This is a genomic window from Longicatena caecimuris (assembly GCF_018406465.1).
In the GTDB taxonomy this organism is placed as follows: domain Bacteria; phylum Bacillota_I; class Bacilli_A; order Erysipelotrichales; family Erysipelotrichaceae; genus Longicatena; species Longicatena caecimuris.
The window spans coordinates 730,987-743,722 of the sequence record NZ_AP024510.1 but is presented as its reverse complement, the minus strand read 5'-3'; the positions used below and the strand labels follow the sequence as shown (position 1 = coordinate 743,722).

The following is a 12,736-nucleotide window of genomic DNA, read 5'->3' as shown; positions in this document are numbered from 1 at the left end:
TTCAAGGTTTAGCCACCTTTTCTTAGATAGCACCAATCGTGTTTTTTTCAACATGTCATCTTAGGAAATCTTGATATCAGATAAATCCATTTCCTCTTCTACTTCTTCTTCCTGTACTTCATCAGCAGCAGTTCTTGGTTTCTTGATCAATACCAGCAGAATCGCTGTTACACAAGTACCTGCCAATAGCGCAAACAATGCACCGATTGGATTTGACATTGCCGGAATTACGAAGACACCACCAGATGGTACAGCACTTGCAACACCTAAGCTAAAGCTAATAGCACCACAAACACCACAGCCGGTTGCTGTACAGATGACCGTACGAATCAAGTCGTTCATAGCAATTGGAATAACACCTTCACTAATCATGCACAGACCCATAGGGAAGGCAACTTTGATGTTTTCTACTTCGGTTGAAGTATAGATGTTTTTCTTCATGAATTTAGAGAATACGAAGGATAAGGTAATACCTAGTGGAGGTACCATAGCAGCTAATACTTTAATTGCTTCTGGTTCCTGGATTCCTTCCAGTAACAGACCATCACAGATTAGGTTAGGTACTTTACTGATAGGTCCACCAAAGTCGATACAGCCAAGTGCACCGATGATGAAGCCATACAGAACTTTTGCGCTCTTATCAAGACCAGTGATGAAGTTTGTTAAGGCTTCTGTAGCCCAAACGATTGGTGTACCGATAACGAAGTACATCAGCAATCCACCAAGAATAGCAGATAAGGTTGGAATGATCATCATAGGCATTAAAGCTTCTGCCCAGTGAGGAACTTTCAAGTTCTTGCGGATGAACAGTGCGATGTAACCAACGATGTAACCACCGACCATACCTCCTAAGAAGCCAGCTCCTAAGAAGGATGCGATCTGTCCCATTAAGAAACCTGGGGCGATACCTGGACGATCAGCAATCGAGTATGAGATGTAACCGGCGATAAAGGATGGCAATAGGCCCATTCCCAGAACACCAAGTGAAGTTAAAGCACTTGGAATTGTCATTTTACTTAAATCTGTAACAACTTCGCCACCCATTAAATTACCAATGGCAATCAATAGACCACTTGCTACAACCAGCGGCAGCATGTAGGAGATGGCAGTGAGGGCATGTCTTTTCAATTCTGCTCCCAATTTTTTCATTTCAATTTTCCTCTCTTTCCTTATTTGTTTAATTCAGCTTCGATTTTCTGAAGTAACTGTTTTGGCGCTTTTACGCAAACATTGGTTGGAACCTTAACAGTTCGTTTCCCCTCAAATCGTTCTGTTCCCGTGATGGCAATGTCAATTGCCAGGATGACAACATCGGCAGCTTTGATTTCTTCCGGTGTTAATTCATCTTCGGTTCCAATAGTCCCTTGAGTTTCTACGTGAATCGTGTGTCCCAGACTTTCAGCAGCACGAATCAGTTTTTCTTTCGCAATATACGTATGAGCAATACCGGATGTACAAGCAGCAACAGCAACTATTTTCATTTGTACGTCCTCCTTTCTTAACTGTCTATATTATAATCGTAAGAAAGGAGATGGGATTATTTCTATGGGGCTTTTTAATGCGGTAATTTTTCCCTTATTTTAAAAAGGGGCGGAAATAATAATGCGGTATTTTTTGAGGTTATGGGAAAAGGGGCAGGAAGAATAATGTGGAAGTTTTTTGGAGTAAAGATAGAATTGATTGTGTGATGAAGGTGGTAGGGATGGATGGAGGAAAATGCGAAAAGAAAAGATGCAGGGTGTGGCTGCATCTGAAAAGGAATCTTTAACGTATGATAACACATTTACAATTAATAATGATATAAATGATTTATCATGCTTCATAAGACTAGAAGAGACTTTAATAAGAAATAATATCCTTTTTCATTTGATTTAACAGTACTTGAAAAGCAAATAGTTAGTATTTCTTGGGTATCCAAAAACTTTAAGGGTCTATTTCGTATTACAAACAGGGTATGTGTTTATTACTTTTATAATATTTCATGGTTATGCTTTCTACAAAAGGAGGGGCACATAGATTATTCTTATATATTCAAATTGTCAAATTACTTGATAATAGCTCTATCAGTATCGATAAGGTTGAAGTTGTTGCCTACACTAAATATATTTTATTTTATGACCACTTGTCCCTATATACTACCCTGATTTTTCATACAAAGATTGAGGGGAGAAAAGAAGTATATTCAGATATTGTTCCTGTTTTTAAGCCAAAGAAAAGGTTAAAAATAGGAACTTTCAAAGTAGAATCAACGGGCTTTCGCTTAGGTGAAAGGTTTATTAAAATTATATTTGATAATGCATTGCAGTATAATGTGGATGAAATTTATGTAACTTTATTTAAAAATAGAAAAGAATTAGATTTACTAAGAAATCTTTTATTTAGTTGGGGCTTCTTTATCCATGGAACTAAGAGAACGGGAGATTGCGAGGAGTTAGTTATGGTTAAAGAAATGAAGTCTTATGATATGCAAAAAAGTATAAAAGAAAATTTTCCACTTCTTAATCTATCCACTAGTAAATTTATTCATCCGATTTATCCAGAATATCACACTGATTTATTTCCAGATTCAATTTTGAAGACAGAAAATGAAGAAAATTATCTTGATAACAAAGCACATAGATACTCGTTAGAAAAGATATATATACAATGGATGCCGTTAAATGGTGCAAGACCTGGGGATTTGGTTCTGTTTTATAGAACTGGAGATAATGGGACAAATAAAAAATATACATCAACCATTACTACATTGGGTGTTATAAAAGAAATAAAAGTTAATTTTACAAGTTTCGAAGAATTTTTAAATTATTGTGAAAATAGAAGTGTTTTTTCTTATCAGCAATTAGATTCTATTTGGAAAACTAAAGGAAGTTTTGTAAAAGTAATAAAGTTTATATATATAAAGAGTTTAACCAAAAGACCAATTCTTAATGACTTATATGAGTTGGGAATTGTTTCTAGAGGTTCAGGTGTTAGATCTTTTACGAGGATTGATGATAATGAATTTTATAAAATTTTAAAAATAGCGAAAACAAAACTAAAATAGAGGAGGTTATTAACAATGTGTAAAATATTATTGTCGATAAATCCAAGATATGTTGAAAAGATATTAAGTGGTGAGAAAAAATATGAATTTAGAACTAGAATCGCAAAAAGAAAAGTAGACTCCATCTTGATATATAGTACTGCTCCAGTAAAAAGGGTTTTAGCAGAAGTAACTGTTAAAAAAGTATTAAAGGGATCACCAGATGAATTATGGGATATAACGGAAAAGTATTCAGGAATAGATAAGAAATTTTTTGATAAATATTTTACGAAAAGAGAACTTGCATATGCGTATGAACTGGGGGAAATAACTCGTTTTGAAAATCCAAAAAAATTAAGTGAGTTTGGTTGTATAAATGCACCACAGTCATTTATTTATATATACTAAACTACCATATTTTTTGCATAGTATATAGAACTTTTTATAATTTATAAAAAGTTAATTATTAAAGATATCTAAATTATCATAGATTTAGTAAAAGGTTGGCTATAATTTTTGGTATTCTAAATTGCGTGTTACTTCTAAAGGTTTAGGCATATTTCTTAGCACGAAATGATTTCTTGTAAACCAAAGTATTAGTATCTAGCTTAAGAAAGGATAAGATTCATTAAATAAATCTTACAGTTATGCATATCCATTTCTGCTAGCTGATAATAAAGACAATATGGGTAATATCCTGTAAAATCAAGTGCTTGATTTTTCTCTTATTGTTGCCTTTAGAACGTATTTTGTATGAAAAAACCATAAATAGAATCATTAGTTGAGCAAACATATGCTTCCTCATCATATTTTTTAATAAACCATTTTTGAAAACCAAGATAATCATTTTTCAAAGAATCAAAGAAAGGGTCATTTAAATTTACCTTAGAAAATGTCGTTTTCTTTACTGAGAGCATATTATAATTTTTTAGCTGAGGATTCTCATCCAAACATTTTGATAAAAATCGATCTATGCTATATACTCTACTCTCCAAACCTAAACATTTTGCTTTTTGCATAATTTTTCGGTCTTCAGTAATCATTATATCTACTCGCTCTTTATAAACTTCAAAAAGAAGGCAATCATCAATATAGTCGTTTTCTTTTGTATTTAAATGCTTAATTTTGTTTATAAATGTTTCTTCAATTTCTAATAGAGATTTTAAAACAACATAACTTTTTAGTTTAATAGAGAAAACATCCTTAACTTCTTTAACTGCAAATTTCTCTATTTCTGATATTGTATAAGGATGTATAACTTTTTCAATATTTAATTTATCTAACCAATAGTATAGCTCTCCAATTCCCTTATTGCTAACTCTATTATTCTCACGATGAATAATTATATTTGTATCTAATAATGCTTTCATTTATATTACCCCCTCTTTCTCTAAAAAAGAGATTATTGTATTTTCATCACTTTCATCAAAAGTCATATTGTGAATGTGCAGAGGAATATTCAGTTGTTTTGAGACCATTATTGCAGTTTCTTTTTCTTTTATCTTTAATTGTTCAATATCTTGAAATAAATATTTTTTATTATCTCTTTGAATTAATTCTCGAACAATTTCTTTCGTATCTCTTTCTAAAAGAATAATCAAGTCTATATCCAAAGCACTATAGGTGTCTATTGGTAACTGTATTACATAATTATTGTTATCGAAAATGCAAAAATGTCCATTCAACAATATTTTTTCTACATCTTTTAATTTTTTTATCTTAGAAATTAGTATCTCTTGATTTCTTTTTTCATTTTTCACTAGTTTATTTTTCCCATACTTTTCACCATTTACTTGAGATATAATATCACTCGCAGAAAAGAATTCAATTCCTACTTTATTTTTTATTTTTTCACAAAGTGTTGTTTTCCCTACACCATAAATTCCTGCAATAAAACATAACTTTTTTAACATAAAGTTTCCTCCTTTCATATCTCTTTTTATTTATATATTATATCATATATTACCGGCCTATTTTTATCTTTTCTTTTTTTCTTTGAATATAAAATTTAGCTTATTATTTTTAACTTTGATCTATAATAAACTTTAAAAAATATTCTCTATCTAATCCGTTTTCTTAATTTCAAGATTAGTTTTTTCTTCTTTCAAATAATTTTCTTCTAATAAAGGACTTGAATAAAGTCTTCTGATTTCTTAGCAGGCTCCAACATCTAGATTTCTGCTGCAACTGGTTCTTTATTTTACTGGATAAAAATCTTTCATAAAAAAATTTATCTATCTTTTTTAACTGCCTAGTACCCCATTGCCTGTAATATGTCCAACTTAACTCTGAATGCGTTACTTTTTGGAAAAGTCAAATAAAACTGTCCCATATGCTACTTTTTCATTGCCGTAATTCTATAGACTTAATCCCTTGCCATATTCAACATATTACTAAATTTCTCATTCATTTAACATCTCCCCTTTGACTATATAATTCTTTACATTGCAAACATTTATACTCTTTCTATTTCTATCTAGCTTCTTTACTATCTTATTGTATAAATTAAAATCTCCATAATTATAATATTAAATAGATAGCAAATATATATTAAAAGCTATAAAATTATCTAAATCACCTTGATTTTTTAAACTTATATTTAGTGTTTTTTGTTCCTTCTCTTTTCCTCTAATCCAATCTATTACTTCAAATACAAATGCACACTCTTTTATTTCATGTTTCATTATAAAATAATACTTATTATTTTCAATAAAAAATTCTAAATCAATCTCTCCATTTATATAGAATAATTCAAGATACAAATCCAATATTTTTATTACACTCCATGTCAATTCATGATATGTATATAAACCATGTATTCCCGGAGTCTTATATATACATGTTCCAACTTATTTCTCATAAAGTTTAATTTATTAATTGTCTAAAATGGAAACAATCCTATATAAGTTAAAATTGAGTTTTCTTTTCAAACTTCAAATTTTTCTTATCAAAAATTCTTTTTATTTTCAGGCTTTCAAAAACATATCCATTTCACAATCTAATGCTCTCCTTAGATTCGAAACAGCATTTACTACTCCTTCTTTTGTTTCAGCGTAATTACATTTTCCGCAAATTCAAAAATTTCCAGATAATATCATATTCAGGAATATTTATATTTGAACCAATACTCCCATCACATTCTATTTCATCTGACCGTAAAATAAATTGGACAATATCTTTCACCTCGGTAATGTTTTCAATAGTTTAACCTCACAATATCTTATCAATCTTTATCGCTTCCACTTTCTCTGTTGTCAGGTGTTTCCTTGGCTGTTTCAATTTATTCACCGCATTGAGAGCATCGTACACAGGCAAATCTAAATCTCTCTTAATCTCTACATTATATGCGATATGCACCTTAAATCTATACTTTTTATTATTTCAACTCACTCTTTTGACTTATATGTTCTCTTTTTCAGCGATCGCTTTTAAGAGCTTTGTCCTTACCCTCGTAACTCAATTTTTACTTTAACATGAATATCTGACTTTTTGTGGGAAAGCAGTACTAACGCATAGCTGAATTTCTGCAAAATCAAAGTAACCCGATACGATATTATTAAGAATTTTCTATTCTTTATCATTAAGATAATTCTTTGCAATACTTATATCTTTTAGTGCAGGAAAATCACCAGATATACTTTTTAATCCCATAAAAGGCTTACTTACATCTGCACGCTCATATATAACTTCCGCTGCTGTATGACCATGTGCTGCATAGTGCAATTTGTTTTCTACCATCTTAAAAAATGCAATAGATTCACTACTCTTAGGATTATAGTCAACACTTGTTGCATGCAAATCAAGCACCTGACGATAATACATAACCTTTCCAGAGGAACGAATATCCCGAATGCGGTCTAATAACTCCTTCCAGTAATTACCGTCACCCAGATTTTTCAGTCGTTCATCGTTCATTGTAAAACCTTTTATCATATACTCTTTAAGGCGTTCGGTAGCTCAACGACGAAAATTTGTGGCAATATTAGATTTTATTCTGTATCCAAGAGATATAATCATATCAAGATTATAGTGTATTGTATTATAACTCTTTCTGTCAGCTGCAGTTGTTCGGAATTTTGGAACAACTGATTTTTCATCTAACTCTTCCTCTTCAAAAATATGCTTAATATGTTCGCTGATATTAGATTTACTGGTTTGATAGAGTTCACATAATTGTGCCTGTGTAAGCCAAACTGTCTCATCTTTAGATTTTACATCTATTGTAGTCTGTCCATCTTCTGTTTGATATATGATGATTTCACTGTCTTAATGTTTAAATCATCTTTACTTTTCTCTGCCATTTGATTTCCTTTCTACTTTTATATTTATGAATTATCCTCTTAAGATTTCATCTATTTGCTCCGATTCAATTCGCTCTTTTAAATAACCAATTTTTGTTTCAATATAGTTTTTATGTTTTATCCACTTTAAACCTATACAGTTCGGTAACAATGATTCGAGAAATTCAATCCAAGCTGAATACATAGGTACTGCACTGCCTGACCAGCTCCATGAAGTCGGTATTAATGGTACCCTTTCAAAGTCTTCAAACAACGGATTATTCTCAAGAAAGAGCACTATATACTCTTTTTTTCTTTCGAACTCTAATTTTGACACAACTGAAAATAGGCAATACATTTTTGTTTCATCATCACAGAATCGTTGAATACATTGCCGAATCCACATATCTTGCCTTTCTAACAACTTTTTCTCATTTTGTTTTGGCAATAATAAAGATTCCAAAAAATACGGTACTAACAACGTAGAATATTGGCATTTTCTTATCAATTGCTCAAAAATTTTATTATATATTTCTACAAAATCGTCCAAATCAAAAAAACAACAATGCCTTTCTTGATTGTCTGTAAAAGAGTCCCTATTTATTAAATAGTCTATATACTTGTCTAGTATAGAAGATCTAACCGAATATATTTCCTTCAAAAATTGTCCATCATAATCATGATGGTTATCATATAACAACAATGTACAATATATTTCCTCAAGCAATTCTAAATTACAATTAAATTTTTGAATCACTTCCTTTGGTGTATTATGATAACAATTAAATAACAAACCAAAATAAATATCCACTATAAAGAGGGAATATTCTTTTTTTGTCAAAATAATTTTGCAACCTTCTATTAATGCTAGTTCATCTATTACATTATACTTCTCGAGAAAATCCACATCACGCATTGATGATGAAGTAATATCTCCGTCAGAAGTATCTTTCAAAAAGGCATAAAGCCCATGTAGATGTTTTTCTGTAATTAATTCTGGCGGTAATTCATGATAATATGCATATACCCAAACATTTTTCTGACTATACTCTTCACCAATAATAATTTCATACACTTCCAAATCGGACAATAAGGAAAATAGAGTATCTACTAAATGATATGGATGTAAATTGTTTGGTGTATCATTTTTTATATAATATTTAATTGCATCAACATAGCAATCTTTTTTATCAGAAATAGCATTAAAAGCAATACCTAATCCTTCACCAACCTTCCAAGATGAATGAGCATCAAATTCAGAAATATCACCACAAACATCGATTAGCTTCTTAAACATTTCTAAATCACAATTCGAAGTGTATTGATTAATTGATTTCTGCTTTAGTTTTTCACGTTCTTCGTAATCGACTTCTATTTTGTAATCTGGTCCTTTAAGAAGACAATATAATTGAAAACTCTCTCCTTCAAAATATTCAGAAAACAAGGATTCACAAGAACAATCTACGCTACTAATAACTTGCACTATTTTTTCCGCCAAAAGACAATTTTCTAATTTATCTGGCAAAAAATTTGACTTCAAAATTAATTTGATATATTTTAAATCAAATTGCAAAACGGGAATGCTTACATCCTCGATAATGTCACCATAAGAACTAAGAATTTTTCTAACTTTTACACTATATCTTTCAATTCCACACAAAGAAGATAAAGATTCCCAAATTAAATTTCGATATTTTTCAACACCTTCAGACATAACTAATGGAATTTGATATATGGTTACTGTATTTTTTCGCCCTTCCTCTGCCGGGGAAAAATGTAATTTCAAAAATTCTTCCGCTATTTGCAAAAAGAACCTAACAATAAATTCTTCATTCCAGTTATCTGAATGTTCTTTCATTTTTTCAAAAAAAGTTATTTGAGTGTAAAAATCATAGTACACAGAATCTCTGTTAATGCCAAAATATGTATTAACTGCATGATAAAATTCCATAAACAAATCTGGTCGCTTTAGATAATATTGAAAGAACAAATCACAGGCTGTTGGCAAATCACTCATATCTGCAAATCCACCAAGAATTTTAATAATATCGTTTTCTACATACTGATAGTTTTTTCCTTTTTCAGTATCTATATCGCCCCATTCACAAATCACTCTTTTTTCAGACTCAATTTCATTTTGTAAAAGCAAAAGTGTTTCCGTAGGATTAATACGAAAAAAGACTTTTACAAATTCAAAAAAGATTGGCGATTTTTCTGTTGATAATTTATCCCATAATAACTTTATTTCTTTCACCACAAAATTTAAAAGAGCTTCATTTCTAAAAATATTAAGTAGCGTATTAACGGAAGAGATAATTCTCTCTCTGTAGCTTGAAAAACAAGTTTTAATCATTTCCGACAAACTAAGTATTTTCTTATCAAAGAAAACATATTTTAATAAATAATTAGACAAACATTGCTCAGAAAAATGAACAGCTTTATCATTACAAAGATCGACAATTTCTTGCTCGTGAAGCATACGTATATTTTCAATAAAACTATCTCGACTTAACCCTTTTTCCTGTAAAATCGGTAGAAGTGCATCAATGCGTTCTAAATGAATTGCTTCCAGAAAAGCAATTGTACCAGCAGTTATACACATATCTTTGTTAACAAGTAATTGATAATCTTCTAAAGCAGCACCATAATAATCTTCATATAATTGTGACACATCATCAATAGACTCCAAACGATTTGAATTGCATGCCACCTTCCCAGCAAGTATAGCAATACGAGCATTTCCTTCTGCAATACTTATAATTCGTTCTTGATAGTCTTGATTCACAATGCCCAATGAAGTTTCAAGCAATTCCTTTATCTCGTTATCTGAAAATACATTTACATTCACAATTTCATATGAAGTGATTTCTCGAACATCGTTTATTACTTTTTGGAGTGCATAATCCCTCACTGTAATAAGTATTTTTACATTATATCCCTTTGGTTTCATACTAACGTAACGGATAATATGCTGCAGTCCTGACAATTGATTTGCATCATCGATAAAAAGAAAATAGTTTCCTGATCTGTCTAAAAAAAGTTTCAAATCCTCATATATTGGTAATGCATTACTGTGAATACAGTAGATCTTTTCGTTCTTAGTATCTAGATGATTTTTTACATAATGCAAAGCTAAACGGGTTTTTCCCGTTCCTGCCGAACCACTTAGTATAACAACATCCACTTTCAGATAAGCATCGTCAATATCTTGAAATTCATTTTCTCTGAATAAAAATTTAGTATCAATGGGAGCAGCCATTCTATTTGAATTGTAACTATTAACAAATTCATCATATGATTGAATTTGATCCGTACTTAATGATATTCCTAAAAAATCACGTGAAAGATTATGATGGAAAAGATATATATCTTCTGCAAGCTTATCAATTCCAATAATTGTAAGCTTGACTCCAACATCTTCACATAGTTTTTTTACTTCACTATCTTGAAAGGGTGTAAGGTTTGATGAAGTATGGCAATAAATAATTTCAGAGATTTTATTATGTGGAACACCTGTCTTTGCTGTATCAAGACATTTGTCAAGGTCATCCCTAATTTTTGAAAATAAGTTTGTCCTTTGAGTTGTGTATTCAACAAAAACATACTTTCCATCCGATGTAATAAAATAAGTATCAGGTGTACCTAAAGTGGTCTTTCGTGTACCTGCTTCTCCACCAAGAGATACTATACTCGGATAACCTATTTTATATAAATAAGAATCACAAAGATTTTGAAATGAACCTGCATCCAGTTGTAGTATTTTTTGTTTAATACTTTCAATATTAGCCATAATTACACCTCTACTATTTAAAACCCTTTTATCCCACTAAATCATCTTAAAATATTTAAACGCATCTTTGATTGCCTCTTCTTTTTCTATTGGACAAATTGGTTGTTTTAAGTCTTCTTTTTTAAGGTTTATTATAATTTTTTCTTTCTTTAATTCCACACTTTTCTTTTACCTGTGCTATATATAAGTTCAAAACCTTAAATCCGTACTTATTAAAAACATATTGTTTTATATTATAGTAAGTTATTTTACACTCTTAAGAAGTTAAATCCAACTAATCGGCTTGCAATTCTATGTCGACATGTTTTTTCGTCTTAAGTTTTGAAAGCAGTACTACCGTCTCCACATGATGCGTCCACGGGAACATATCCACCGGCTGCACCACCTCAACACGATACCCTTTCCCCTCCAAAATCCGTAAATCTCTTGCCAACGTTGCCGGATCACACGACACATACACCAACCGCTCTGGTGCCATCTGCACGATACTACCCAAGGTCACCTGATCACACCCTTTTCTCGGTGGATCCACTACCACAACATCCGCTCTTCCCCCTTGCTCACTCATCTTCTTCGCATACGCCGCTGCATCACTGCACACAAATTTCACATTATCCAAGCCATTCAAGGCCGCATTCTCTCTGGCATCACGCACCGCCTGCTCAACGATTTCAATACCGATGACCTTCCCAGCTTTCTGCGCCAAAAACATACTAATAGTCCCCACGCCACAATATAAATCAATGACTGTTTCATTTCCCTTTAAATTACAAAACTCCAACGCTTTTCCATACAGCACCTTTGTCTGCACAGGATTCACCTGATAAAACGATTTCGCGGAAATATGAAACTTCAATCCGTTAATTTCATCCGTAATAAACGACTCCCCATACAGTACCTCTTCCTGTTTCCCTAAAATCACATTGTCCTCACGTGTATTCAGATTCAACACAACGCTTTTAATCTCCGGTATCGTTTGTACTAACTCCTGCACCATTTCTTCCCTATGTGCAAACTTCTTCTGTCGCACGATCCATACAACCATGACTTCTCCTGTCACAAAGGCATGTTTAATTAACAAATGACGGAATACACCGGCATTTCCATACTTTTTAAACAAGCTTCGCATCGTCTGTAACACCGCATTGATCTTTTCACTTTGAATGCCACAGCTATCCGTATCAATGATCGTATTGGAATTAATACGATAAAACCCTGTTACGACCTGTCCTTTTACAACACCTACCGGTATCTGCCCCTTATTGCGATAATGATCAGGTTGTGCCATACCTAAGACATCTTCCACTTGCACATTCAATTTCGCAATGCGCTCAATAACATCCTGCACCTTCTGTTTCTTAAATGCCAGTTGTTCTTTATAAGACATATGCTGCAGCTGACAGCCACCACATTGTTTTGCGATTGGACAAGCTGGATTTACACGTTCTTCATTCACCTTATCCAGCTTCAATAAACGCGCAAACCCATAACTCTTTTTTACCAACGTAACAACAAGCTCGCCACTTTCTTTATCCATCATACCTTTGACAAACAGTGGAAAGCCATCAATTTTCACAACCCCATGCCCATCACTTGTATAGCCGCTGCATACACCAAATACATGTTCGTTCTTCTTCATACCCA

The 12,736-nt window shown here is 31.9% G+C and carries 9 protein-coding genes and 1 pseudogene; 2 read left to right on the top strand and 8 right to left on the bottom strand.

Going from position 1 to position 12,736, the window contains the following annotated elements; translation table 11 throughout:
- Positions 1-60: 60 nt before the first annotated feature.
- Together KJS44_RS03515 and KJS44_RS03510 are read right to left on the bottom strand one after the other, a co-directional pair.
- The gene (locus KJS44_RS03515; protein WP_008689627.1) at positions 61-1,149 is read right to left on the bottom strand and encodes a PTS fructose transporter subunit IIC; all 1,089 of its coding nucleotides are present in this window, start codon (positions 1,147-1,149) and stop codon (positions 61-63) included.
- A 20-nt stretch (positions 1,150-1,169) separates the two neighbouring features.
- Positions 1,170-1,481, bottom strand: a complete 312-nt coding sequence (locus KJS44_RS03510; protein WP_008689628.1) for a PTS fructose transporter subunit IIB — start codon at positions 1,479-1,481, stop codon at positions 1,170-1,172.
- 506 nt (positions 1,482-1,987) lie between these two features.
- Between KJS44_RS03510 and KJS44_RS03505 the strand changes: the two genes are divergently transcribed.
- Positions 1,988-3,043 carry a hypothetical protein gene (locus KJS44_RS03505; RefSeq protein ID WP_008689630.1) on the top strand — a complete coding sequence of 352 codons (1,056 nt, stop codon included), beginning with the start codon at positions 1,988-1,990 and terminating at the stop codon, positions 3,041-3,043.
- 15 nt (positions 3,044-3,058) lie between these two features.
- Entirely contained in the window at positions 3,059-3,430 is a 372-nt protein-coding gene (locus tag KJS44_RS03500) for an ASCH domain-containing protein (RefSeq protein WP_008689632.1), read from the top strand.
- Positions 3,431-3,759: 329 nt separating this feature from the next.
- Here the strand turns inward: KJS44_RS03500 and KJS44_RS03495 are convergent, their stop codons facing one another.
- The 6 genes and pseudogenes from KJS44_RS03495 to rlmD all read right to left on the bottom strand — a co-directional run bounded on the left by KJS44_RS03495 (position 3,760) and on the right by rlmD (position 12,731).
- The gene (locus KJS44_RS03495; RefSeq protein ID WP_128125137.1) at positions 3,760-4,392 is read right to left on the bottom strand and encodes a PIN domain-containing protein; all 633 of its coding nucleotides are present in this window, start codon (positions 4,390-4,392) and stop codon (positions 3,760-3,762) included.
- The gene (locus KJS44_RS03490) at positions 4,393-4,935 is read right to left on the bottom strand and encodes an ATP-binding protein (RefSeq protein WP_008689635.1); all 543 of its coding nucleotides are present in this window, start codon (positions 4,933-4,935) and stop codon (positions 4,393-4,395) included.
- Between the two features lie 1,654 nt (positions 4,936-6,589).
- A pseudogene (gene rhuM, locus KJS44_RS03485) lies at positions 6,590-7,057 on the bottom strand (RhuM family protein).
- A 297-nt stretch (positions 7,058-7,354) separates the two neighbouring features.
- Positions 7,355-11,092, bottom strand: a complete 3,738-nt coding sequence (locus tag KJS44_RS03480) for an nSTAND3 domain-containing NTPase (protein ID WP_008689638.1) — start codon at positions 11,090-11,092, stop codon at positions 7,355-7,357.
- A gap of 36 nt (positions 11,093-11,128) precedes the next feature.
- Positions 11,129-11,251: a hypothetical protein gene (locus tag KJS44_RS14650; RefSeq protein ID WP_255616379.1), complete on the bottom strand. Its 123-nt coding sequence runs from the start codon at positions 11,249-11,251 to the stop codon at positions 11,129-11,131.
- A gap of 115 nt (positions 11,252-11,366) precedes the next feature.
- Positions 11,367-12,731 (bottom strand): 23S rRNA (uracil(1939)-C(5))-methyltransferase RlmD, encoded by a 1,365-nt coding sequence (gene rlmD, locus KJS44_RS03470; RefSeq protein ID WP_119957638.1) that lies wholly within the window; start codon positions 12,729-12,731, stop codon positions 11,367-11,369.
- Positions 12,732-12,736 lie beyond the last annotated feature (5 nt).

Bases quoted from the DNA above. Each gene is read 5' to 3' on its own strand.
- KJS44_RS03500 (WP_008689632.1), top strand. From the start codon at position 3,059: ATGTGTAAAATATTATTGTCGATAAATCCAAGATATGTTGAAAAGATA.
- KJS44_RS03480 (WP_008689638.1), bottom strand. From the start codon at position 11,092: ATGGCTAATATTGAAAGTATTAAACAAAAAATACTACAACTGGATGCA.
- KJS44_RS03510 (WP_008689628.1), bottom strand. From the start codon at position 1,481: ATGAAAATAGTTGCTGTTGCTGCTTGTACATCCGGTATTGCTCATACG.
- KJS44_RS03505 (WP_008689630.1), top strand. From the start codon at position 1,988: ATGCTTTCTACAAAAGGAGGGGCACATAGATTATTCTTATATATTCAA.
- KJS44_RS03490 (WP_008689635.1), bottom strand. From the start codon at position 4,935: ATGTTAAAAAAGTTATGTTTTATTGCAGGAATTTATGGTGTAGGGAAA.
- rlmD (WP_119957638.1), bottom strand. From the start codon at position 12,731: ATGAAGAAGAACGAACATGTATTTGGTGTATGCAGCGGCTATACAAGT.
- KJS44_RS03495 (WP_128125137.1), bottom strand. From the start codon at position 4,392: ATGAAAGCATTATTAGATACAAATATAATTATTCATCGTGAGAATAAT.
- KJS44_RS03515 (WP_008689627.1), bottom strand. From the start codon at position 1,149: ATGAAAAAATTGGGAGCAGAATTGAAAAGACATGCCCTCACTGCCATC.